Source organism: Eikenella sp. Marseille-P7795 (assembly GCF_916618725.1).
GTDB lineage: Bacteria > Pseudomonadota > Gammaproteobacteria > Burkholderiales > Neisseriaceae > Eikenella > Eikenella longinqua.
Window position 1 is genome coordinate 107,338 of sequence record NZ_CAKAJZ010000003.1, and the last position, 23,074, is coordinate 130,411.

The following is a 23,074-nucleotide window of genomic DNA, read 5'->3' on the forward strand; positions in this document are numbered from 1 at the left end:
CGGGCAGGCTGGTTTGGATGGTTGGGGCGGGTGGTTTTCGCTTCGTGGAAGCCGGTGTTTTAGCTTCGCTGAAGCTGGCGCTTTCAGGTAGTCTTTGTTGGATGGAAGGCTACCTGAAAATTTTGCTGGTGATTAAAGACGGTTAGCCGAGATGGCTTTTGCTGAGGTAAACGCTGACGAGCAGGCCGCTGGGGAAGCGGGGGCTGTTGGAAAGCTCGATGTGGCCGCCGTGGCGTTCGGCGATGGTGCGGGCGATGGAGAGGCCGAGGCCGGTGCCTTCTTGGCCGCTGCCGAGAATGCGGTAGAAGGGGTCGAACACGCGGCTGCGTTCGGCGGGGGGGATGCCGGGGCCGTTGTCTTCGATGCGCAGGATGATGTGGCCGGGGGTTTCGGCGGCGGAGAGGTCGATTTGGCTGCCGGCGGGGGTGTAGCGGATGGCGTTGTCGGTGAGGGTTTTGACGAGGGTGTAGAGCTCGGCTTGGTTGGCGTGGAAGATGGGGTCGGCGGGGCTGGCTACGCCGAGGTCTTGCTGTTTGGCTTCGGCGAGGGTGGAGGTCTTCAATCACGCTGCGGAAGAGGGCTTGGCTGCTGAGGCGGGCTTTGGGGCGCTGGGCTTCGGGGGCTTGGGCGCGGGTGAGGGAGAGGAGCTGCTCAAGCAGATGGCGGTTGCGGCGGATGCCTTGCAGGAGGGTGGCGAGCTGGCCGGCGGCGGGCTCGGGCAGGGGCTGGGCGGCGAGGCGTTCGGCTTGCAGGAGAGGGCGGTCATGGGGCTGCGTAGTTCGTGGGCGGCATCGGCGATGAAGCGTTGCTGCTGCTGCATGGCGGCTTCGGTGCGGGCGAGCAGGTGGTTGATGGCGCGGATGAAGCCGCGGATTTCGTGGGGCTGGCCGGCTTCGGGCAGGGGGGTGAGGTCGGCGCTGGGGCGGGTGTCGAGGCTTTGGAGAGGCGGCGCACGGGTTGCATGGTGCGCTGGACGATGAGGATGGTGGGAGGATGGAGAGGGGGCGAGCAGGAGCAGGGGCAGGCGCTGCTCCAGGCGGCGTGTTCGGCCATGTCTTCGCGGAATTCGTTTTCTTGCAAGACGGCGATGGGGCCTTGGGGGTGTGGCGGATGTAGGCGCGGTAGGTGTCGCTGTCGCCGGGCTCTTGGAAGGTGTGGAGGCCTTCGGGGAGGTTGGGGGGGAGGGTGATGTGTTCGTCGTCTTTGTCTTGATGATGCGCGCGGGCTTGCTCGCCGGCGGGGGTTTGGATGCGGATGTGGGCATCGCGCTGGCTTTCGGTGTTTTCAGGTAGCCTTTGGGGGTCGATGTGGGCGGCGATTTGGCGCAGGAGGTCGTCTTGGAGCTTGTGGGTGCTGCGGTAGCTGTCGTAGAAGGAGAAGCCGCCGGCGATGAGGGCGGCGAGCAGCAGGGCGCTGCTGAGGGCGGCGGCGAGGCGCAGCTGGAGGGAGTGGCGGAAGGGGAGGGGGAGCTTCATGGGGTTTGGGTGTTTTGAAACTTTTAATATGCTGATTTTGGGCGGCTTGCGGGTTTCAGGTAGCCTGATGGGGGGTTTGCGGGTTTAGTCGGGCTGGGGCTCTTTGGGCACCATCCAGCCGACGCCGCGAATGTTTTTGATGTGTTCTTTGCCGATTTTTTTGCGCAGGGCGTGGATGAGGTAGTCGATGGCGTTGCTTTCCACTTCTTCGCCCCAGCCGTAGATTTTGTCTTCGAGGCTGCTGCGGGAGAGGATGGTGCCGGGGCGTTGGAGCAGGGCTTCGAGGATGGCGAATTCTTTGTTGCTGAGGATGACGGGCTCGCTTTGGCCGGCGATGTGCACTTGGTGGGCGGCGGGATGGAGGGTGAGGGCGCCGTTGCCGGGGGCAGGGTTGGCCTGGCGGTGGTAGCGGCGCAGGATGGCGCGGATGCGGGCTTGCAGCTCGGCCATGTCGAAGGGTTTCACTAGGTAGTCGTCGGCGCCGCCGTCGAGGCCGGATAGGCGGCTGTGGAGGTCGTCGCGGGCGGTGAGGATGAGCACGGGGGTGGGGTTGCCGCTGCCGCGCAGTTGCTGCAATACGCTGAGGCCGTCTTGGCCGGGCAGGCCGAGGTCGAGCAGGATGAGGTCGTAGCTTTGGCTTTTGAGGGCGGCGGTGGCGCTGTGGCCGTTGTCGAGCCAATCGACGGCGTGGCCGCTGTCGCGGAGGCTGCCGGCTACGGCTTCGGCGATCATGGTGTCGTCTTCGATGAGGAGGAGGCGCATGGTGGGAGGCTACCTGAAAAAGATGGCGGCAGTATAGCAGGGGTGAATTAGCTGAAAATTAGGCTACCTGAAAATAGGGCGGCTGGATTTTTCAGGTAGCCTGTTGGCTGAATCGGGTGGGCGTTAAAACAGGGGTTTGTAGGTGGCGAGCCAGTAGATGAGGCCGAGGCAGGCCATCGAGAGGGCGTAGCCGAGCCACCATTTGCCGGAGCGCGGCGGGCTTTTGAGGCAGAACATGCCGAGAAAAATATACACCACCACTAAAATCAGCTTCACGCCGAGCCAGTTGGCGTTGCCGAAGGGGGTGTAGCGGGTGAGGGCGATCAACATCATGCCGGTGAAGAGCAGCAGGGTGTCGTTGATGTGCGGCAGGAAGCGAAGCACTTTGGGCACGGGGCGCTGCGGGCGGGCGGTGCGCAGCCAGAAGCGGAGGTTGAACAGGATAACGGTGATGATCACGAACAGCAGGTGGCTGTGTTTGACGATGGGGTACATGGCGGCTCCGGTGGTGTTTGTGTGTGGGTGTTTTAGTTGGCAGGCGGAAGGCTACCTGAAAGTATGAGAACAGCCAATAGCCCTTTGGGGTGAAATGGGGAAGGCTACCTGAAAATATGGCGGGTATTTTCAGGTAGCCTTTTCGGCATTACCAATCGTGGTCAAGGCAGCCGCGTTCGTCGGCGAGGCGGTAGGCGGCGTCGAGCTGGGCCTGCATGGTGGGCGGCAGGGCTTCGCGTTCGCCTGTGCGGTAGCGTTTCCAGTAGGGCGAGAGGGTGAAGCGGCAGGTTTCGGCCAGCTCGCTCTGTATCATGATGAGGTGGCAAACTGTGTAGGCGAAAGCGTCTTGCGGGTCGAAGGCGGCCAGTTCGATCACGTCGCCGGGGTAGAAGGCTTGATCTAAACCCAAGCTCACGTAGCCGTTTTGCTCGTGCACGATTTGGTGCAGGGCATTGAAGTGGCGCTCTGCTTCCATGCCGTAGTCGAAGCGGCTGATGCGGCGCAGGGTGTCATCGCTGGCTTGTTGGATATAAGGGAAGAGGGCGGGCGGAAATTCGGGGGCGGATTGGCGTTTTCGTTTTTTAGACATAGGTTTTGAGCTTGGATGAAGTTGCCGTTTCAGATTTCAGGTAGCCTTTGCTGCGGCTGCGGCGTGTTTTTCGATGGCCAGCAGATAGGGCGGGCGGTTGCGGCGGTTGAGGAAGCCGTAGCGCAATACGGCAAACTGCTGCTGCGGCAGTTCGGCCGCCCAGGCGGATACGGCTTCGGCTTCGAGCGCGCCGGCGGCGTGGCCGGGGTAGAGCACGGCGGCCAGCAGCCCACCGGGGCGTAGCAGCCGCACGGCTTGGCCGAGCGCGGCGAGGGTGCTGCCGGTTTCGGTGGTGAGCGATTTGTTGCCGCCGGGCAGGTAGCCGCAGTTGAACACAATGCTGTGCGCGAGCTCGTGCACATAGTGCGCCAGCCGGGCATGGCTGTCGGCAATCAGGCGCACCTGCTGCTCCTCTCCGGCTTCCTGCAAACGGGTTTGCGTGGCGGCGAGGGCTTGCGGCTGGATGTCGAAAGCATACACGCGGCCGCGCGCGCCCACGCATTGCGCCAGAAACAGCGTGTCGTGGCCGTTGCCGGCGGTGGCGTCGATGGCGGTGCCGCCCTCGGGCGTGGCTTGGGCGAGCAGGCGGTGGGCGAAGGGGAGGATGTTGTCGAGCATGGGATAGCCTTGCGGGATATAAGGGGATTGCCGATTGCGGCGCGGGCTTGGAGTATAATGCCTGCCGTCTGCACGCACCGTTTGAAAGGATAATCAGCATGGGCATTCCGGCCATTTCCCCGCAATACGCGCAATATCTGCGGGATTTTGAAACACTCATCCTGCAAAAGCAAGCCGAAATCGAAGCCTGGTTCCGCAGCCAGTGGAAGCGGCACAAACCGCCGTTTTACGGCTCGGTGGACATCCGCAACAGCGGCTACAAAATGGCTTCCATCGACATGAACCTCTTCCCCGGCGGCTTCAACAACCTCAACCCGCAGTTCAGCCCGCTGGCCGCCGCTGTCGCCACCGACGCGGTGGAGCGCTATTGCGAATCGGCCAAATCCGTGCTGATTGTGCCGGAAAACCATACGCGCAACACCTTCTATCTGGAAAACGTGTATGCGCTGAGCAATATCCTGCGCCAGGCCGGTTTTGCCGTGCGCTTGGGCAGCCTCAACCCCGAAATCACCGCGCCCACCGAGTTTCAAACCGCACTGGGGCACACCATTTTGCTCGAGCCCCTGCAACGCACCCGCGAGCGCGTGCACCTGGCCGACGGCTTCTCTCCCTGCCTCGTGCTGCTGAACAACGACCTCTCCGGCGGCGTGCCCGAAATTTTGCAGGGCATCCGCCACACCGTGCTGCCGCCCCTGCACGGCGGCTGGACCACCCGTCGCAAAACCGCCCACTTCGCCGCCTATAACCAAGTGGCCGCCGAATTTGCCGCGCTGATCGGCGTGGACGAATGGCAGATCAACCCCTATTTTGAAAAAGTGTCCGGCCTGAACTTCCACGAGCGCGAAGGCGAAGATGCGCTGGCCGCCGCCGTGGAGCGCGTGCTGGCCAAAACGCAGGCCAAGTACAACGAAAAAGGCATCACCGACCAGCCCTTCGTGATTGTGAAAGCCGACGCCGGCACCTACGGCATGGGCGTGATGAGCGTGAAATCCGCCGACGAAGTGCGCGCGCTCAACCGCAAAAACCGCAACAAAATGGCCACCGTGAAGGAAGGCTTGGCGGTAAGCGAAGTGATTGTGCAGGAAGGGATTTACACCTACGAAACGCTCAACGGCGCCGTGGCCGAGCCGGTGGTGTATATGATCGACCGCTTCGTGGTGGGCGGCTTCTTCCGCGTGCACGAAGGGAGGGGCACGGATGAAAACCTCAACGCCAGCGGCATGCGCTTCGTGCCCCTGAGCCGCAATATGCCGCAAACCGACAGCAGCGGCGAAGACCCGGAATACCTCGCCGGCAGCAAGCGTGTGTTCGAGCAGTGGCAAACGCTCGGCCTGCCCGACTACAACCAGGGCTGCGACTGCGCCAACAACCGGCTGTATGTGTACGGCGTGATGGCGCGGCTCTCGCTCTTGGCGGCTTCGATTGAGTTGGAGCAGGGTTGATGTGATGGAATGGAGGGCTACCTGAAAGCGCCAGCTTCAGCGAAGTTAAAACGAAGCTTCAACGCAGTTAAAACACAGCGCAGTAGAGTTTCTGCGAAGCTGAAATTTCAGGTAGCCTTTTTTAATATTAATACATGAAGGAAAGATACCGAAGACTAGGGGCTAATGGGAACAATGGCAATTGCATACAAAGAAAAATATTTCTGGATACACAATGCAACAGGCGAAGTCTTTGCTGCCATTCTGTTGGAGGAACTGAAAAACATCCCGATAAAATGGTGGCGTTACGAGCAGAAATTGAAGAATTGTTGCCTCATTGGGTTGTCGGTATCCTAGTTTCGCTGAAGGATTATTTACAGACTGAGGAGAATATTCCAATCTTCCTTCAGGCCATTCAGCGTTCGTTAGAACTTGCGCGGTTATCGTCGGATGAATTGTGTATATCGGGTTTTTCAGTTGGCAAAGATGTATTTTTTGAAGAAATATCGGCATTTAAGCAACTGATTACCGAATACGATACATTTAATAAAAATGCAAAAATTTATGCGCCCCTCTCGCAAAAGTGGATTACGGCATAATGCTGATATATATAAGAAAGTGAAGACGGGTAGTGTAGGCAACGGGTTGCCTACACCATCATTCTAATTTTCAGGTAGCCTTTCCCCAAACAAAGGCTACCTGAAAACATAGCGCAGCCAAGTTTCTGCGAAGCTAAAAAATTTCTCCGCCACCCCGCAGCAGGCATGACCGCTACCCTCCCTTGCACTATAATCCCCACTTTCCGCCGCCCCGCACCGCGGCCCCATCCCCGCAAACCACACGAAAGCTCCCCATGAAAAAACGAGTCCTTACCGGCGTTACCACCACCGGCATCCCCCACCTCGGCAACTACGTCGGCGCCATCCGCCCCGCCATTGCCGCCGCCGCCAACCCAGACGCCGAATCCTTCCTCTTCCTCGCCGACTACCACGGCATCATCAAATGCCACGACCCCGAAGTCATCCACGCCTCCACCCAAGCCGTGGCCGCCACCTGGCTCGCCTGCGGCCTCGACCCCGAGCGCACCACCTTCTACCGCCAAAGCGACATCCCCGAAGTGCCCGAGCTCAACTGGATACTCACCTGCATCACCGCCAAAGGCCTGATGAACCGCGCCCACGCCTACAAAGCCGCCGTGCAGGCCAACCTCGACGCCGGCCAAACCGACCAAGACCATGGCGTGGAAATGGGCCTCTACAGCTACCCCATCCTTATGAGCGCTGACATCCTCATGTTCAACGCCCACGAGGTGCCCGTGGGGCGCGACCAAATCCAACACGTGGAAATGACCCGCGACATCGCCCAGCGCTTCAACCACCGCTTCAAAGAACTGTTTGTGCTGCCCGAAGCCAAAGTAGACGACAACGTCGAACTCCTCGTCGGCCTCGACGGGCGCAAGATGAGCAAAAGCTACGGCAACACCATCCCCCTGTTTGAAAGCGAGAAAAAGCTGCAAAAAGCCGTGAACAAAATCATCACCAACCTCAAAGAGCCCGGCGAGCCCAAAAGCCCCGACGAAAGCCCCCTGTTCGACATCTACAAAGCCTTCGCCACCCCCGCCGAAACCGCCGAATTCACCCAAATGCTCGCCGACGGCCTGGCCTGGGGCGAAGCCAAAAAACTGCTCGGCGCCAAGCTCAACGCCGAGCTCGCCCCCAAACGCGAACGCTTCCACGAGCTCACAGCCCGCCCCGCGCAAATCGAAGACATCCTGCAAGCCGGCGCCGCCAAAGCCCGCAAACAGGCCCGCGAGCTGCTCGACCAAGTGCGCGACGCCGTGGGCATCCGCACATTGCGCTAAGCCGCATAATTGTTTGGTGCAACACGCAAAAAGGCTACCTGAAATTTTAGCTTCGCAGAAACTCAGCCTTGGCTGCGCCAAGACATCGTTTTCAGGTAGCCTTTTGTTGCGGAAAGGGCAGGGCGTGCGGAATGCGCATACGGTTTGCCGTAATGGTTTCGGCAGCACGCTGCCACGCCACAGGGGCGGATTTCACATCCGCCCGCACCGCGAATATCGGCATGCCCACGCCGTTGGAAACAAGCGAAAAGGGCGGATATAAAATCCGCCCCTACGAAGGATTTGAAGTTTCAGGTAGCCTGTTGGTAAATAGGGGAATAGGCAAATTAATCTGGTAAATCATTGGATTGTTGGAAATGGGTATACAAATACCGCTTGTTGTATTCGTCCTGCCTGTCAAAAAAGTAGAGGAAATCGTTCAAGAAGCTGCTTAGCTCCAAATCGGGCAGGTATTTGTGCTTGGCGGCGGACAAGGCCTGCTGTATGGCAAATAATTCTGTAAATATTTCGCCGGCATCTTCAAAATCTGCCTGCTGCATGGATTGGATTAATTCTTTAATCTTGCTATGGCAATGAGTCAGCAATCTATCCAACCGTTGTTTTGCTGAATAGAATTCGGCAGATTGGGCAACTAAGTCTTGTAGGAAAACCATAGTATTAATGCCTTGCGGTAAATATTGGGCATGAATGTTTGAGCCGGGGTATACAAAGGCTACCTGAAAATGTGAGTTGATGTTTTCAGGTAGCCTTTTGTCGTTGCAACGGCGGCTTGGGCTTAGCCGAGGTATTTCAATTTGCCGCGGAAGTCTTCTAGGGTTTCGTAGCCTTTTTCGGCCATGATGGCTTGCAGCTCTTCGGTGATGCGGGCGAAGGCGGACACGCCTTCTTTGTGCAGGGTGGTGCCCACTTGCACCATGCTGGCGCCGCAGAGGATGTGTTCGAAGGCGTCGCGGCCGGTGAGCACGCCGCCGGTGCCGATGATTTGGATGGCGGGGTTGAGCCGCTGGTAGAAGGCGTGCACGTTGGCCAGCGCGGTGGGCTTGATGTATTCGCCGCCGATGCCGCCGAAGCCGTTTTTGGGGCGGATGGCCACGGTTTCGTCTTCCACATAGAGGCCGTTGCCGATGGAATTGACGCAGTTGACGAATTTGATGGGGAATTTGTTGAAGATGGCGGCGGCCTGGTCGAAGTGGACGATGTCGAAATAGGGGGGCAGCTTCACGCCCAGCGGCTTGCTGAAATAGGCAAATACTTCGCCGAGGAGTTTTTCCGTGGTTTCGAAATCGTAGGCGATTTGGGGCTTGCCGGGCACGTTGGGGCAGGAGAGGTTGAGCTCGGTGAGGCCGGTGAAGCCACTTTCCTGCACTTGGCGCAGGATGGTGTGGGTTTCGTCGGGCGACATGCCGACGAGGGAGAGGAAGAAGGTGCGCTCGGGCTCGCGGTTTTGCAGGTCGAGCAGGTAGTTGAGGTAGTAGGCGAGGCCTTGGTTGGGCAGGCCCATGGAGTTGATGCTGCCCAGGGGCACGTCGCGGTAGCGGGGCTCGGGGTTGCCGGCGCGGGGCTCGAGGGTGGCGGTTTTGGTGACGAAGCTGCCGGCGGCGGAGTTTTTCACTTCTTCGAGCTCGGCAATGGTCATGCAGGCCACGCCGGCGGCGTTCATCAGGCAGTTGTTGAATTGGAAACCGGCGATTTGGGTTTGGGTGCTGGGCATGGTGTCTCCTTGAATTGGTGGCGGAACGCCCGGTATTGTACCCGAACGGCGGGGGCTTGGCTTGCGGCAGTGCAAGGGAAAGGCTACCTGAAAATCAGTTTTCAGGTAGCCTTGATTGTGGAAAGCATACGGATATTATTGCAGCTGCTGCCCGATCATGGCTTCGATTTCCATGCCGAACAGGGCTTGGATGTCGGTGTCGTCGAACACGTATTTTTCGCCGCAGAAGTCGCAGTCGATGGCGATGCTGCCTTGCTCGGCCACGATGCCGCCCACTTCCTGCCCGCCCAGGAGCAGGAGCATGTCGCTCACTTTGCCGCGCGAGCAGGTGCAGGCGAATTCGAGGGCTTCGGGCTCGAACACGCGCGGCGGGGTTTCGTGGAAGAGGCGGTAGAGCAGGTGCTGGGCGTCTAGGCTGAGCAGCTCTTGGGCGGTGAGGGTGTCGGCGAGGGTGGTGTAGTGTGCCCAGGCGTCGGCGTCGATTTGTTTTTCAGGTAGCCTTTGCAGCAGCAGCCCGCCCACGGCGTGCTCGGAGGCGGCGAGGGTGATGTGGGTGTCGAGCTGTTCGGAGCGGCGCATGTAGGCGGTGAGCATGGCGGCGATGCTGCTGCCTTCGAGGGGCACGATGCCTTGCCAGGGCTCGCCTTCGTTGGGCTGGAGGGTGATGCCGAAAATGGCGTTTTCGCCGAGCAGCTCGGTGAGGCTGCGGCCGTCGTCGAGCCGGGCTTGTTCGTTCCAGCGGGCGGTGGCGCGGCAGCTGTGGTTGGAGTCGGTTTCGGCCACCAGCATTTTGAGGTCGCCCTGGCCTTGGATTTGCAAGATGAGTTTGCCAGGCAGCTTGAGGTTGCTGGAGAGCAGGGCGCCGGCGGCCAGCAGCTCGCCCAGTGCGCTTTGGATAACGGCGGGGTAGTGTTTGCGCTGCACGATGTGTTGCCATACGTGTTGCAGGTGCACGTGCAGGCCGCGCACGGGCTGGTCGTCGAAAATAAAGCGGGTGCGCAGGTCGGCGGCGGGATGGGTGGTCATGGGTTTTCCTTATCGTTATGAATTGAGCTTGGGCTGCAATATGGCTGCGGGTGGCGGAATATCAAGTTTCAGGTAGCCTGAAATCGGTTAGAATACGCGCCGATACTGGATTGAACAGGAGATACGCATGACCATCATCGTTACCGGCGCCGCCGGCTTCATCGGCAGCAACATTGTGCACGCGCTCAACCGGCGCGGCATCAGCGACATCATCGCGGTGGACAACCTCAGCCGCGCCGACAAATTCCGCAACCTCGTACATGCCGACATCGCCCATTATCTCGACAAACACGAATTCATCCGCCAAGTGCGCGCCCACCAAATCAACGGCGACGACATCGAAGCCATCTTCCACCAGGGCGCCTGCTCCGACACCATGTGCCACGACGGCGTGTATATGATGGACAACAACTACCAATACACGCTCGACCTGCTCGACTGGTGCCAAGACGAACGCATCCGCCTCATCCACGCCTCCTCCGCCGCCGTATATGGCAAAGGCCAAACCTTCCGCGAACAGCGCGAGCTCGAAGCCCCGCTCAATGTGTACGGCTATTCCAAATTCCTGTTCGACCAAGTATTGCGCCGCCGCATGGCGCAGGGGCTGCACAGCCAAGTGGTCGCCCTGCGCTATTTCAACGTGTATGGCCGGCAGGAACAGCACAAAGGCCGCATGGCCTCCGTGGCCTTCCACCATTTCCACGAATACCGCGAGCACGGCCGCGTTACCCTTTTCGGCAGCTACGACGGCTACCCCGCCGGCGCGCAAAGCCGCGACTTCATCAGCGTGGAAGACGTGGCCAAAGTGAACCTTTTCTTCTACGACCACCCCGACATCTCCGGCATCTTCAATTGCGGCACCGGCCGCAGCCAAACCTTCAACGAGCTCGCCGCCGCCACCGTTAACGCCTGCCGCGCCCGCGAAGGCAAGCCCGAGCTGCCGCTGGAAGAATTGGTGGCGCAAGGGCTGATTGTGTATAGCGACTTCCCCGAGGCGCTCAAAGGCAAATACCAAAGCTTCACCCAGGCCGACATCGGCGCCCTGCGCGAAGCCGGCTATGCCGAAGATTTCGACGACGTGGCCGCCGGCGTGCGCCGCTATGTGGATTGGCTGGCCGAGCAGGATTAAGGTGCGGCACAGGCAAAAATTTTCAGGTAGCCTTTTCGCAAGCAAAGGCTACCTGAAAGCGCCAACCGCAATTCCAAGCCAGCAATCCTTGATTTATCTGCTGGTTTGCCGCCCTTGTTAAGTATATCATCAAACTCGCCATTATCGGCCAAAACTCACTACCGAAAGGAGAAAGCAATGATTCGTGCCGCCACTTTGCAGGATTTGGATGCCTTAACCGAGCTGTTTGCCGCCTATCTGGTGTTTTACCAAGTGGAATCGCAGCCCGAAAAAGCCCGCGCCTTCCTCCGGCAGCGGCTGGAAAACGGCGATTCGCGGCTCTACCTGTGCGAAGAAAGCGGGCAGGCGGTGGGCTTTATGCAGCTCTACCCGCTGTTTGATTCGCTGGCGCTCAAGCCCTTGTGGATGCTGAACGATTTGTTTGTGCGCCCCGAATGCCGCAACCACGGCTGCGGCGCCAAGCTGATTGCCGAAGCCAAACGCCTGGCGCAGGATACTGGCGCCGCCGGCGTGATTCTGGACACCGCCAAAACCAACGCCCCGGGCAACGCGTTCTATCCGAAAACCGGCTTCCACCGGATTGAGGATTTCAACTTCTACCGGCTGGATGTGTAAACACGCCGGATTATAGGTTTTCAGGTAGCCTCTAAGCGCTCAGAGGCTACCTGAAAATTTTTCGGCGCAGGATTTTAGGCCGCCTTGGGTTGGATTGGCGGGTTTCGGCAAATTTAATCCACTATAAAACGCTTGCAGGATAAGGTTCTGCAAGCGTTTTGCTGTTGGCGGAGACAGGGTGGCTACCTGAAAGCGTGAGCTTCAACGGGGTTGAAACACCGGCTGCAAGGCGGCTCAAGCGGCGGCTAGAGTTTGTGGCACAAATCGCCGAGGGCGAAGCCTTGCCAGTCGGGGTCGATGCGGCGGCCGAAGGCGATGGCTTTAAACAGCTCGCCCATTTCCTGCGGGGCGAGCAGGGTTTGGCAGGCGGCGGCGCGGATGTAGGCTTCGCTTTCGGGGCTGCCCTGCGCGGCCAGGCGTTCGGTGAGGCCGAGGTTGAGCAGGAAGGCGGCTTGGGTGGCGTAGCCGATGAGGTCGAGCCCGGCCTGCACGGCGGCTTCGGTGAGGGCGGTGAAGTTCACATGGCAGGTGAGGTCGGTGAGGCCGACGCGCTCGAAGGGGTTGTGCACGGTGTGGTGGCGGTAGTGGCCGATGAGAGTGCCGCCGCTGCGCTGGGGGTGGTAATACTGGGCAGCGTCGAAACCGTAGTCGATAAAGAGCAGGGCGCCGCGCGCGAGCCGCTGGGCGAGGGTGCGCACGAAGGCTTGCTGGCGCAGGTGCAGCTCGCTGGTGTAGCCGTCGATGTCGGGCAGGAGGGCTTGGGCTTCGGCGGCAAGCTCGGCGGGCGGGGGGGTACTCTGCCATTGGAATTGCCCGGCTTCGTTTAGGCTCACGCCCATCAGCCGCCATTGCCCGTGTTCGCGGCGCACGATGTCGCAGGGCATGGCGTCGAGCACTTCGTTGCCGATCACGATGCCGTCGAGCTCGGCGGGCAGCTCGGCCAGCCAGCTGATTTTGTGCAGATATTGCGGTACGGTGGCGGCGAGGTGGCGGCGTTGGCGCTCGGCCAAATCGGGGGAGACTTCGATGATGTGGTAGTGCTTGAGGCTACCTGAAAGTTCGCTAATCAGCTGGGCGGCGAGCTCGCCGGTGCCGGCGCCGAATTCATACACGTTGCCGGCGGTTTGCGGCAGCAGGGGCAAAAGCTGCGTGGCGAGGGTTTGCCCAAACAGGGGGGTGAGCGCGGGGGCGGTGATGAAGTCGCCGCCGGCGCCGATTTTGTGCGCGCCGCCGGTGTAGTAGCCGTATTGCGGCTGGTAGAGGGCGAGCTGCATGAAGTCGGCAAAGGGCAGGAAGCCGCCGCGCTCGCGGATGTGTTGTTGTATCAAGCCACACAGGGCGCGGGAGGAGGCGCTTTCTTCGGCGGAAGGCTCGGGCAGGGCAGGGCGGTTCATAGAGCAATTACATGAAAAATCGGAAAACATTCGGGATTATAAAGGTTTGCTGCCGTGAGGCGAAATAACGGGCGGCAATAAAATCGGCAGCGGGGCGGGCGGGGCAAACTATTTTATGTAAAAACAGTTTGTTAATCCTGCATTTTTGCCGCATTGGCAATTGACCGTGGGGGCGGCTTTGCGTATAGTGTCGTTTCGTGGGAAATTGTGGGGCAAAGTGCCTTTACAATTCCGGAAATCAACCGAAGGTGGGGCAAAGTGTTTGGCGGCGTACATGAATTGAGCATTGACAGCAAGGGGCGCTTGGCGATTCCGGCCAAGTTCCGCGATCTGCTTGCGTGCCACTACACGCCGTCTTTGGTGGTAACCGTGGAGGCGCGCACGCATTTGGTGATGTATCCGGAGGCGGAGTGGCAGAAAACGGCGGAAAACTTGCAGGCGATGAATGTGTCGGGCAATCCGGCGGCCAGAATGTTCCGCGATTTGATGCTGAACCACGCCGAAACGCTGGATTTGGATGCTTCCGGCCGCATCCTGCTGCCGCCGAGCCTGCGCCGCCGCGTGCAGTTTGATAAGGAAGTAACGCTGGTGGGCCGCGCTGACCGCTTGGAATTGTGGAACCGCGAGCAGTGGGAAGCCAATATGAATGCGGTGCTGGATATGGATCCGGACGAATTGGCCGCGCAGCTGGATAAGGCCGGGTTCCGCTTATGAGCCAGCAGGAATGGGGGCACGTAACCGTGCTGCTGCACGAGGCGGTGGACGCCTTGGCGGTGAAACCGAACGGCATTTATGTGGACGGCACTTTCGGCCGGGGCGGGCATTCCCGCCTGATTTTGTCGAAGCTGGGCGAACACGGCCGGCTGGTGGTGTTCGATAAAGACCCGCAGGCGGTGGCCGTGGCGCGGCAGCTGGCGGAAACCGACAAGCGCGTGCACGTAGTGCACGGGGGCTTTGCCGGTTTTCAGGTAGCCTTACAAGAGCTGGGCATCGAAGCGGTGGACGGCGCGCTGTTTGATTTGGGCGTGTCTTCGCCGCAAATCGACAACGCCGAACGCGGCTTCAGCTTCCGCCACGATGCGCCGCTGGATATGCGCATGGACACTACACGCGGCCAAACCGCCGCGCAGTGGCTGGCCGAAGCCGACGAAAAAGAGATTCGCGAGGTAATCAGAGATTATGGTGAAGAGCGGTTTAACAGCCAGATTGCGCGTGCGATTGTGCAGCAGCGGCAGGAGCGCCCCATCGCTACAACCGGCCAGCTGGCGCAGCTCGTGGCGCAAGTCGTCCGTACTCGTGAGCGCGGGCAAGACCCGGCGACTCGGACGTTTCAGGCCGTGCGGATCTTCATCAACCGTGAGCTTGAAGAAATAGCCGCCGTGCTGCCGCAGGCTTCAGGCTACCTGAAAACCGGCGGGCGCTTGGCGGTGATTGCCTTCCATTCGCTGGAAGACAGGATTGTGAAACAGTTTATCCGCCGCCACAGCCGGCCGGCGCCGCTGCCCAAGTGGGTGATGGTGCGCGAGAGCGAGCGGCAGATGCCGCCCCTGGCGGAAATCGGCAAGCCGCAAAAGGCTTCGGCGGCGGAAGTGGCCGCCAATCCGCGCGCACGCTCTGCCGTGTTGCGCGTGGCCGAACGGACGGCGGGAGAGTTTGCCGATGAATAAGCTGAATATTTTGCTGTTTGTGCTGGTGTTGTTGTCGGCGCTGGCGGTAGTGTCGGTGCAAGATAGCTCGCGCGAATCGTTTATCGCGCTGGAAAAAGAAAACCAGCGGCAGGCGGATTTGGAAGAAGAATACCGCCGCCTGCAATGGCAGCAGGCCAAATTGGCCAACCACGACTTTATCAAGGATGTGGCGCAGAAGCAGCAGTTGCAGGCGCCCACCATGCAGAATACCAAAATCGTCCGCTTAAGCTATTGATGCGGGTGAGCTAAATAAAATAATGAGTTGAATTGTCGGCAGCAGGCGGCAGCAGAGAGTATGGACAGACCATGTTAATCAAAAGCGACTACAAACCGCAGATGCGGCAGAAGCCGGCCAAGCAGAAGAAACCGGTGAGCACCAACGGCCGGATTGCCTTTGTGCTGCTGGTGTTTGCTTTGGCTTTCGGCACAGCGGTGGCTTGGAGCGTGCATTTGCACACGGTGGAACAGGACAGGCTGCAGGAAGAAGGCAACAAGCGCTTCGTGCGCACGCTGGTGCAGCCGGCCAACCGCGGCACCATCACCGACCGCAACGGCGCCGTACTGGCCTTGAGCGCGCCCACCGATTCGCTGTATGCCGTGCCCTCCGCCATGGAGAAAATGCCCAGCCAGGAGCAGCTGGAGCAGCTTTCCGCGCTGATCGACGTGCCGGTGGAAACCATTGCCGACCGTCTGGCGCGCACCAACAGCGATTTTGTGTTCCTCAAGCGCCAGATGACGGCAGAGACCGCCGCCAAAGTGCGCGAGCTGAAGATTGACGGCCTGGCCTTCCAAACCGAATCCAAGCGCCAATATCCGATGAGCAACCTGTTTTCGCACGTGATCGGCTTCACCAATATCGACGGCAAAGGCCAGGAAGGCTTGGAGCTGTCTCGTGAAGACGACCTGCGCGGCCAAGACGGCGCGCGCGTGGTGCTGCGCGACAACAAGGGCAATTATGTGGATTCGCTGGATTCGCCGCGTAACCGCGATGCAGTGGACGGGCGCAATATGGTGCTGTCGCTCGATCAACGCATCCAGTCGCTGGCGCATGAGAAGCTGGCGCAGGCCATTGCCTACCATCAGGCCAAAGCCGGCACCGCCGTGGTGCTGGATGCACAAACCGGCGAGATTCTGGCGCTGGTGAACCTGCCCGACTACGACCCGAACCAGCCCGGCGAGGCCGACAGCGCCCTGCGCCGCAACCGCGCGGTAACCGATATGCTGGAGCCCGGCTCGGCCATGAAGCCCTTCCCGATTGCCAAAGCCTTGGATTCGGGCAAAGTAAACGAAAACATGGTGTTCAACACCAACACCTACAATATCGGCGCGGCCACCGTGCGCGATACGCACAATTACCCCTCGCTCACCCTGCGCGGCATCATGCAGAAATCGTCCAACGTGGGCGTGAGCAAGCTCTCGGCCATGTTTAAGCCGGAAGAAATGCACGATTTCTACCAATCCGTGGGCTTCGGCCGCCGCATGCATTCCGGTTTCCCCGGCGAATCGCCCGGCTTGGTGCGCGATTGGCGCAACTGGCGCCCGATCGAGCAGGCCACCATGTCGTTCGGCTACGGCTTGCAGGTGAGCCTGCTGCAACTGGCGCACGGCTACACCATCTTCACCAGCGACGGCAAACTCCTGCCGGTGAGTTTCCTGCGCCAGAGCACCGCGCCGCAGGGCGAGCAGGTGATCAAGCCGGAAACTGCGCGCGCCATCCGCCGCATGATGGTGGCCGTAACCGAGCCCGGTGGCACCGGCACGCACGGCGCCGTGCCCGGCTTCGACGTGGGTGCCAAAACCGGCACTGCCCGCAAACTGGTGGACGGCCGCTACGCCGACAACAAACACATGGCCACCTTCATCGGCTTCGCCCCCGCCGAGCATCCGCGCGTGATTGTGGCGGTGAACATCGACGAGCCCACGCAAAACGGCTACTACGGCGGCATCGTGGCCGGGCCGGTGTTTAAAGACATCATGGCCGGCTCGCTCAACATCCTGGGCGTAACGCCCACCAAACCCGTGCAGCGCGTGGCTGCCAAATAAATCGGTGCTGGAGCCGACCATGTATTGCTTGAAGGACAAACAGTTTCCCCTGCCCGACAACTGCACTCTGCCGCCCGCTGTGGCGGCGGGGTGCATTTTGCGTATGGACAGCCGCCTGGTGCGCCCCGGCGATATTTTTGTGGCCTGCCAGGGCGAATATGCCGACGGGCGCAACTACATCCCCGCCGCCATCGCCAATGGCGCGGTGATGGTGTTTTGGGACAGCAGCGACGGCTTCTCTTGGCAGCCCGAATGGCAGGTGGCCAACTGCGGCGTGCCGCATTTGAAGCAGAATGCCGGCCTGCTTGCCGCCAAACTGTATGGCAATTTTTCAGGTAGCCTCTCCTGCTGGGGCGTAACCGGCACCAATGGCAAAACCTCGATTACGCAATGGCTGGCCCAAGCCGCCGGCCTGTTCGGCACGCCCTGCGCCATCATCGGCACCGTGGGCAACGGCTTCTGGGGGCAGCTTGAAGCCACCACCCACACCACGCCCGACCCCGTGCGCGTGCAAACCCTGCTGCACCAGTTCAAGCAGCAAGGCGCCGCCGCCGTGGCGATGGAAGTGTCCAGCCACGGGCTCGACCAAAACCGCGTGGTCGGCACGCCTTTCTCCAGCGCCATCTTCACCAACCTCACCCGCGACCACCTCGACTACCACGGCAGCATGGCCGCCTACGGCGCGAGCAAAGCCAAACTGTTCTACTGGCAAAGCCTCAAACACGCCGTCATCAACACCGACGACCCCTTCGGCCGCGAGCTGGCCGCCCAACTGCGCGCCGAGCGCCCCGAATTGCAAGTGTACGGCTACGGCTTCAACGCAGAAGCCTCCGTCCGCATCACCCGTTTTGCCGCCTCCGCCCAAGGCATGCAGGTGGCCTTCGATACGCCGTGGGGCAGCGGCGAAGTGCACAGCCGGCTGCTCGGCCGTTTCAACGCGCAAAACCTCGCCGCCTGCGTGGGCCTGCTGTGCGCCGAGGGCTACGCGCTGGTCGACGTGCTGCGCGTGCTCGCCCGAATCCAGCCCGCCACCGGCCGCATGGACTGCATCAGCCATCCCGGCCGCCCGCTGGTGGTGGTGGATTACGCCCACACGCCCGACGCGCTGGAAAAAGCGCTCGCCACCCTGCAAGAAATCAAGCCGCAGGGCGCGAGCCTGTGGTGCGTGTTCGGCTGCGGCGGCAACCGCGACCGCGGCAAACGCCCGCTGATGGGCGCCGCCGCCGTGCAGGGCGCCGATAAGGTAGTGGTAACCAGCGACAACCCGCGCATGGAAGAGCCGCAAGACATCATCGCCGACATCCTGCCCGCCGTGCCGCAGCCCGCTCTGGTGGAAGCCGACCGCTGCGCCGCCATCGAAACCGCCATCCGCCGCGCCGCGCCGCACGACATCATCCTGATTGCCGGCAAAGGCCACGAAACCTATCAGGACGTGCAGGGCGAGAAGCACCACTTTTCCGATTTCGAAATCGCCGAAGCCGCATTGGCCGAGCTTGCTTAAACAACAAAGGCTACCTGAAAAAACGGCACATCAGATTTTCAGGTAGCCTGCTGATTGAGCAGGCCGGCCTTGCCGCTCCCATCCTTCATTTTCAGGTAGCCTCATGGCGATTATGGCTACCTGAAAGCGTGGAAACTTTTTCAGGTAGCCTGCCCGTTTCGGCCTGCCCCACCGCATATTTTTAATGGAACTTCCCATGCCCACACTCGACTTAGCCTTCGTTTGCCGCGCCCTAAACCTGCCCGCGCCGCAGCGCAACCTCCTCATCCGCCGCGTGATCACCGACAGCCGCCAAGCCGCCGCTGCCGACGAGCGCGGCGCCGATTTGTTCGTGGCCCTGATCGGCGAGAAACACGATGCCCACGATTTCGTGCCCGCCGTGCTGGAGCAGGGCGCCTTGGCGCTGGTATCGCGCGCCGACTGCGCCGCACTTTCGAGCAGCCTGCAAGTGGCCGACACCTTGGCCGGGCTGCAAACGCTGGCGGCGGCCTGGCGCGAAGCGGTGAACCCGCTGGTGCTCGGCATCACCGGCTCTTCCGGCAAAACCACGGTGAAGGAAATGCTGGCCGCCATCCTGCGCCGCCAATTTGGCGAAGCGGCCGTGCTGGCCACCGCCGGCAATTTCAACAACCACATCGGCCTGCCGCTCACGCTGCTCTCGTTGCGCCCGCAGCACCGCTACGCCGTGATCGAAATGGGCATGAGCCACTTCGGCGAGCTCGACGCGCTCACCCGCCTCGCCCGCCCCGATGCCGCGCTGGTAAACAACGCCCTGCGCGCGCACATCGGCTGCGGCTTCGACGGCGTGGGCGACATTGCCCGCGCCAAAAGCGAAATCTACCGTGGGCTACCTGAAAACGGCACGGCGCTGGTTCCGGCGGAAGACGAATACGCTGAAGTGTTCCGCGCCGCCTGCCGCGCGCTGAATGTGCGGCAGATCGAGTTTGGTGTGGAGAAGGGCGAGATTTACGCTGAAAACGTGCAGCTGCTGCCCTTGGGCTGCCGATTCGATTTGGTGTGGCACAACGAACGTGCGGCGGTGGCGCTGCCCGTGCCGGGCAAACACAATGTGGCCAACGCCGTGGCCGCTGCCGCCTTGGCTTTGCAGGCGGGCGTGGGGCTACCTGAAATTGCTGCCGCGCTGGCCGATTTTGCCAACATCAAAGGCCGTTTGCAGCGCAAAGCCGGCCTGCGCGGCGCCACGCTCATCGACGACACCTACAACGCCAACCCCGACAGCATGAAGGCCGCGCTGGATGTGCTGGCCGAGCTGCCTGCGCCGCGCGTATTCGTGATGGGCGACATGGGCGAGCTGGGCGACGACGAAGCGCCGGCCATGCACGCCGAAATCGGCCGCTACGCGCGGGATAAGGGCATCGAGGCCGCCTATTTTGTGGGCGATTTCAGCGTGGAGGCTGCGGAAGCCTTCGGCGCGGCGGGCTTGTGGTTTGCCGCCAAAGACCCGCTGATCCAGGTGCTCGCGCACGATTTGCCGGAGCGCGCTTCGGTGCTGGTGAAAGGCTCGCGCTTTATGGCGATGGAAGAGGTGGTGCAGGCCTTGCAGGACGGGTCGGCGTGAGCGCGGCGGCTGGTTTATAATGCTGCCTTTTGGCAGTTTGTGCTGTTTGCCGCAGCGTGTGCACAATAATTTTCAGGTAGCCTCAGCTTGCAGGCAGCCTGTTTCAAAACGATTTTGAGGAAGTTTTATGTTTTTATGGTTGGCCAAGCTCAGCAATTGGATTTCGGCGCTGAATGTTTTCCAATACACCACTTTCCGCGCGGTGATGGCGGCGCTCACGGCGCTGCTGTTCAGCCTGATGCTGGGGCCGTGGACCATCCACAAGCTCACCGAGCTGAAGGCGGGGCAGGCCATCCGCAGCGACGGCCCGCAAACCCACTTGGCCAAGGCGGGCACGCCCACCATGGGCGGGGTGCTGATTTTGGTGTCGATTACGGTGTCTACGCTGTTGTGGAGCAATGTGTCGCACCCGTATATCTGGATTCTGCTGGGCGTGCTGCTGGGCACGGGCGCGCTGGGCTTCTACGACGACTGGCGCAAGGTGGTGTATAAAGACCCGCACGGCGTGTCGGCCAAGTTTAAGATGGTGTGGCAGAGCAGCGTGGCGCTGGCGGCGGGCCTGCTGCTGTTTTATGTGGCGAGCAATGCGGCCAACAATATTTTGATTGTGCCTTTCTTCAAGCAGGTGGCGCTGCCTTTGGGCGTGGTGGGCTTTGTGGTGCTGTCGTATTTCACCATTGTGGGCACCTCCAATGCGGTCAACCTCACCGACGGCTTAGACGGGCTGGCGGCCTTTCCGGTGGTGCTGGTGGCCGGCGGGATGGCGATTTTCGCTTATGCCGCGGGGCACTGGCAGTTTGCGCGCTATTTGCAGCTGCCTTTCGTGCCGGGGGCGAACGAGGTGATGGTGTTTTGCGCGGCGATGTGCGGTGCGTGTTTGGGCTTTTTGTGGTTCAACGCGGCGCCGGCGCAGGTGTTTATGGGCGACGTGGGCGCGCTGGCGCTGGGCGCGGCGCTGGGCACGGTGGCGGTGATTGTGCGGCAGGAGTTTGTGTTGGTGATTATGGGCGGGCTGTTTGTGGTGGAAGCGTTGAGCGTGATGCTGCAAGTGGGCTGGTATAAGAAGACGAAAAAGCGCATCTTCCTGATGGCGCCCATCCACCATCATTTCGAGCAGAAGGGCTGGAAGGAAACGCAGGTGGTGGTGCGCTTTTGGATCATCACCATCGTGCTGGTGCTGGTGGGTTTGAGCACGCTGAAAATCCGCTAAACGGTTTTCAGGTAGCCTCAACAGGCTAAGAGGCTACCTGAAAACAGACATTGCAAGCTTCTGCGAAGCTGAAATAGATTGAACTGAATAGAGAGGTTTTGTTATGGGCTTGCTGCACCTGCTTATTTTGCTGACCTTTGCCAAGATGCAGGATTTTCCGAAAACTCTCGCGCCTGGCAGTGGGCGCTGGCCTTTGCCGGCATCACTTTCCTGTTTGGCCTGACAGACGGCAATATGGCGGCGGCGCTGATTGCCGCGGCGTTTTGGGGCTTGTATTCCTGGGGCTATTTGGCCCTGCTGCGGCGGGTAACCGACAGTTTGATTTTGTGGCTGATGGTGTGCATCGGCGGGATTTTGTTGCCGTGGCTGCTGCTGATGAAGCTGTTGCTTGGCATGAGCGGGCAATAAAGGCTACCTGAAAACGAAGTTTCCGCAGGAAGCGGAGTTTCTGCAAAGCTAAAAATAGGCTTTGGCAAAACCAAACCTAATGAAGAGAGAAAACCGCCGCCCGCAGGCAAGCTGCGCGGCATGGAGAACAAAATGAAAAGCGAATGGCAAAACCAAAAAATCCTCGTGGCCGGCATGGGCGGCAGCGGCATTTCCATGCTCGACTTCCTACGCCGCAAAGGCGCGCAGGTGGCCGCCTATGATGCCGACTTCCCCGCCGACAAACAGGCCGAGCTGCAACAACGCTTCCCCGGCCTCGCCTGCCACACAGGCTACCTGAAAAACGCCCTGGCCGAAGGCTTCGGCATCCTTGCCCTCAGCCCCGGCATCAGCGAGCGCACGCCTGAGATCGAAGCCTTCAAGCAGGCCGGAGGCCGCGTGCTGGGTGACGTGGAAATCCTCGCCCACGAGCTTTCCGGCAGGCGCGACAAAATCATCGCCATCACCGGCAGCAACGGCAAAACCACCGTTACCAGCCTGGTCGGCCACCTGTGCCGAGAATGCGGGCTCGATACCGTGGTGGCCGGCAACATCGGCACGCCCGTGCTCGAAGCTTATGAAGACAGGCAGGAGCAAAGCGCCGACGTGTGGGTGCTCGAGCTCTCCAGCTTCCAGCTGGAGAACACCGACCACTTAAACGCCGCCGCCGCCGCCGTGCTCAACATCTCCGAAGACCACCTCAACCGCTACGACGACCTGCTCGACTACGCCCACGCCAAAGATAAAATCTTCCGCGGCAGCGGCGTGCAAGTGCTCAACGCCGACGACCCATTGTGCCGCGCCATGAAGCGCAGCGGGCGCGAAGTGCGCCGTTTTTCGCTGCAACAGCAGGCCGATTATTGGTTTGACGCCGCCTCGGGCTACCTGAAACACGGCGCCGAAACGCTGATTGCCGCCGCCGACATCCCGCTGCAAGGCCTGCACAACGCCGCCAACGTATTGGCTGCGCTCGCCCTGTGCGAAGCCGTCGGCCTGTCGCGCGCCGAACTGCTGCGCCACGTGCGCACTTTCAAAGGCCTGCCACACCGCGTGGAAAAAATCGGCGAGAAAAACGGCGTGGTGTTTATCGATGACAGCAAGGGCACCAACGTGGGCGCCACCGAAGCCGCCATCGCCGGCCTGCAAAGCCCACTCTTCCTGATTGCCGGCGGGCAGGGCAAAGGGCAGGACTTCACCCCACTGAAAAACGTGCTGCCCGGCAAAGCCCGCGCCGTGCTGCTCATCGGTGTGGACGCGCCGCAAATCCGCCGCGACCTCGCCGGCTGCGGCGTGGAAATGATCGATTGCGCCAGCTTGCAGGAAGCCGTGCAAACCGCCTACCGCCAAGCCGAGCCCGGCGACATCGTATTGCTCAGCCCCGCCTGTGCCAGCTTCGATATGTTTAAAGGCTATGCGCACCGCTCGCAGGTGTTTATCGAGGCGTTTGAGGCGCTGTAGGCGGGTGGTTGAATTTCAGGTAGCCTTTCAAATTTTGAGGCTACCTGAAAACCGCTGCTTGGTTTGAGCTTCG

Annotated in this window: 24 protein-coding genes and 1 pseudogene; 15 read left to right on the forward strand and 10 right to left on the reverse strand. The window is 60.8% G+C overall.

Annotated elements, in window-relative coordinates:
- Nucleotides 1-17: 17 nt before the first annotated feature.
- Complete coding sequence (locus LG371_RS12255; RefSeq protein WP_255593089.1) at nt 18-146, forward strand: hypothetical protein; 129 nt, start codon at nt 18-20, stop codon at nt 144-146.
- On the opposite strand, the pseudogene LG371_RS06900 reads toward LG371_RS12255, so the two are convergent.
- The 5 genes and pseudogenes from LG371_RS06900 to LG371_RS06920 all read right to left on the reverse strand — a co-directional run bounded on the left by LG371_RS06900 (nt 143) and on the right by LG371_RS06920 (nt 3,939).
- Nucleotides 143-1,475: pseudogene (locus LG371_RS06900) on the reverse strand (ATP-binding protein). The gene LG371_RS12255 and the pseudogene LG371_RS06900 sit on opposite strands and share 4 nt — an antisense overlap.
- Before the next feature lie 84 nt (nt 1,476-1,559).
- Nucleotides 1,560-2,237 (reverse strand): response regulator, encoded by a 678-nt coding sequence (locus LG371_RS06905; RefSeq protein ID WP_225748117.1) that lies wholly within the window; start codon nt 2,235-2,237, stop codon nt 1,560-1,562.
- Between the two features lie 123 nt (nt 2,238-2,360).
- Nucleotides 2,361-2,732 carry a SirB2 family protein gene (locus LG371_RS06910; RefSeq protein ID WP_067590551.1) on the reverse strand — a complete coding sequence of 124 codons (372 nt, stop codon included), beginning with the start codon at nt 2,730-2,732 and terminating at the stop codon, nt 2,361-2,363.
- Nucleotides 2,733-2,880: 148 nt separating this feature from the next.
- On the reverse strand, nt 2,881-3,321 hold the full coding sequence (locus tag LG371_RS06915) for a hypothetical protein (RefSeq protein ID WP_067590555.1): 441 nt from the start codon (nt 3,319-3,321) through the stop codon (nt 2,881-2,883).
- 36 nt (nt 3,322-3,357) lie between these two features.
- The gene (locus tag LG371_RS06920; protein ID WP_067590558.1) at nt 3,358-3,939 is read right to left on the reverse strand and encodes a class I SAM-dependent methyltransferase; all 582 of its coding nucleotides are present in this window, start codon (nt 3,937-3,939) and stop codon (nt 3,358-3,360) included.
- A gap of 98 nt (nt 3,940-4,037) precedes the next feature.
- On the opposite strand from LG371_RS06920, the gene gshA reads away from it, so the two are divergent.
- From gshA to trpS, 3 genes are all read left to right on the forward strand, one after another.
- Nucleotides 4,038-5,381, forward strand: coding sequence for a glutamate--cysteine ligase (gshA, locus tag LG371_RS06925; RefSeq protein WP_225748118.1), 1,344 nt, complete (start codon nt 4,038-4,040; stop codon nt 5,379-5,381).
- A 275-nt stretch (nt 5,382-5,656) separates the two neighbouring features.
- Nucleotides 5,657-5,959 carry a hypothetical protein gene (locus tag LG371_RS06930; RefSeq protein ID WP_225748119.1) on the forward strand — a complete coding sequence of 101 codons (303 nt, stop codon included), beginning with the start codon at nt 5,657-5,659 and terminating at the stop codon, nt 5,957-5,959.
- 254 nt (nt 5,960-6,213) lie between these two features.
- Nucleotides 6,214-7,221, forward strand: a complete 1,008-nt coding sequence (gene trpS, locus LG371_RS06935; RefSeq protein ID WP_225748120.1) for a tryptophan--tRNA ligase — start codon at nt 6,214-6,216, stop codon at nt 7,219-7,221.
- A gap of 91 nt (nt 7,222-7,312) precedes the next feature.
- On the opposite strand, the gene LG371_RS12260 is transcribed toward trpS, so the two are convergent.
- From LG371_RS12260 to hslO, 4 genes are all read right to left on the reverse strand, one after another.
- Complete coding sequence (locus LG371_RS12260; RefSeq protein ID WP_255593090.1) at nt 7,313-7,444, reverse strand: hypothetical protein; 132 nt, start codon at nt 7,442-7,444, stop codon at nt 7,313-7,315.
- A 103-nt stretch (nt 7,445-7,547) separates the two neighbouring features.
- On the reverse strand, nt 7,548-7,874 hold the full coding sequence (locus LG371_RS06940; RefSeq protein WP_156503471.1) for a hypothetical protein: 327 nt from the start codon (nt 7,872-7,874) through the stop codon (nt 7,548-7,550).
- 122 nt (nt 7,875-7,996) lie between these two features.
- The gene (locus LG371_RS06945; RefSeq protein ID WP_067590576.1) at nt 7,997-8,932 is read right to left on the reverse strand and encodes a dihydroorotate oxidase; all 936 of its coding nucleotides are present in this window, start codon (nt 8,930-8,932) and stop codon (nt 7,997-7,999) included.
- A gap of 135 nt (nt 8,933-9,067) precedes the next feature.
- Entirely contained in the window at nt 9,068-9,958 is an 891-nt protein-coding gene (gene hslO, locus LG371_RS06950; protein WP_067590578.1) for an Hsp33 family molecular chaperone HslO, read from the reverse strand.
- Nucleotides 9,959-10,085: 127 nt separating this feature from the next.
- On the opposite strand from hslO, the gene rfaD reads away from it, so the two are divergent.
- Both rfaD and LG371_RS06960 read left to right on the forward strand, forming a co-directional pair.
- Complete coding sequence (rfaD, locus tag LG371_RS06955; RefSeq protein WP_067590580.1) at nt 10,086-11,087, forward strand: ADP-glyceromanno-heptose 6-epimerase; 1,002 nt, start codon at nt 10,086-10,088, stop codon at nt 11,085-11,087.
- A 177-nt stretch (nt 11,088-11,264) separates the two neighbouring features.
- Nucleotides 11,265-11,702: a GNAT family N-acetyltransferase gene (locus LG371_RS06960; RefSeq protein WP_067590583.1), complete on the forward strand. Its 438-nt coding sequence runs from the start codon at nt 11,265-11,267 to the stop codon at nt 11,700-11,702.
- Nucleotides 11,703-11,947: 245 nt separating this feature from the next.
- Here LG371_RS06960 and LG371_RS06965 read toward each other — a convergent pair whose 3' ends face one another.
- On the reverse strand, nt 11,948-13,096 hold the full coding sequence (locus LG371_RS06965) for a class I SAM-dependent methyltransferase (protein WP_225748121.1): 1,149 nt from the start codon (nt 13,094-13,096) through the stop codon (nt 11,948-11,950).
- Nucleotides 13,097-13,354: 258 nt separating this feature from the next.
- On the opposite strand from LG371_RS06965, the gene mraZ reads away from it, so the two are divergent.
- From mraZ to murD, 9 genes are all read left to right on the forward strand, one after another.
- Nucleotides 13,355-13,810 (forward strand): division/cell wall cluster transcriptional repressor MraZ, encoded by a 456-nt coding sequence (gene mraZ / locus LG371_RS06970; RefSeq protein ID WP_067590587.1) that lies wholly within the window; start codon nt 13,355-13,357, stop codon nt 13,808-13,810.
- A complete protein-coding gene (gene rsmH / locus LG371_RS06975; protein ID WP_067590590.1) occupies nt 13,807-14,763 on the forward strand; it encodes a 16S rRNA (cytosine(1402)-N(4))-methyltransferase RsmH in 957 nt (318 codons plus the stop codon). The genes mraZ and rsmH overlap by 4 nt, the downstream gene beginning before the upstream one ends.
- Entirely contained in the window at nt 14,756-15,019 is a 264-nt protein-coding gene (gene ftsL, locus LG371_RS06980) for a cell division protein FtsL (RefSeq protein WP_067590594.1), read from the forward strand. Before rsmH ends, ftsL begins: the two co-directional genes overlap by 8 nt.
- A 71-nt stretch (nt 15,020-15,090) precedes the next feature.
- Nucleotides 15,091-16,827 (forward strand): penicillin-binding protein 2, encoded by a 1,737-nt coding sequence (locus tag LG371_RS06985; RefSeq protein ID WP_067590602.1) that lies wholly within the window; start codon nt 15,091-15,093, stop codon nt 16,825-16,827.
- Between the two features lie 19 nt (nt 16,828-16,846).
- The gene (locus LG371_RS06990) at nt 16,847-18,328 is read left to right on the forward strand and encodes a UDP-N-acetylmuramoyl-L-alanyl-D-glutamate--2,6-diaminopimelate ligase (RefSeq protein WP_067590605.1); all 1,482 of its coding nucleotides are present in this window, start codon (nt 16,847-16,849) and stop codon (nt 18,326-18,328) included.
- Nucleotides 18,329-18,524: 196 nt separating this feature from the next.
- Nucleotides 18,525-19,907 (forward strand): UDP-N-acetylmuramoyl-tripeptide--D-alanyl-D-alanine ligase, encoded by a 1,383-nt coding sequence (murF, locus tag LG371_RS06995; RefSeq protein ID WP_225748122.1) that lies wholly within the window; start codon nt 18,525-18,527, stop codon nt 19,905-19,907.
- Between the two features lie 127 nt (nt 19,908-20,034).
- Nucleotides 20,035-21,117 carry a phospho-N-acetylmuramoyl-pentapeptide-transferase gene (gene mraY, locus LG371_RS07000; RefSeq protein WP_225748123.1) on the forward strand — a complete coding sequence of 361 codons (1,083 nt, stop codon included), beginning with the start codon at nt 20,035-20,037 and terminating at the stop codon, nt 21,115-21,117.
- A gap of 234 nt (nt 21,118-21,351) precedes the next feature.
- Entirely contained in the window at nt 21,352-21,525 is a 174-nt protein-coding gene (locus LG371_RS07005; RefSeq protein WP_225748124.1) for a hypothetical protein, read from the forward strand.
- Between the two features lie 132 nt (nt 21,526-21,657).
- Nucleotides 21,658-23,001 carry a UDP-N-acetylmuramoyl-L-alanine--D-glutamate ligase gene (gene murD / locus LG371_RS07010; RefSeq protein WP_225748125.1) on the forward strand — a complete coding sequence of 448 codons (1,344 nt, stop codon included), beginning with the start codon at nt 21,658-21,660 and terminating at the stop codon, nt 22,999-23,001.
- The last annotated feature ends 73 nt before the right edge of the window (nt 23,002-23,074 follow it).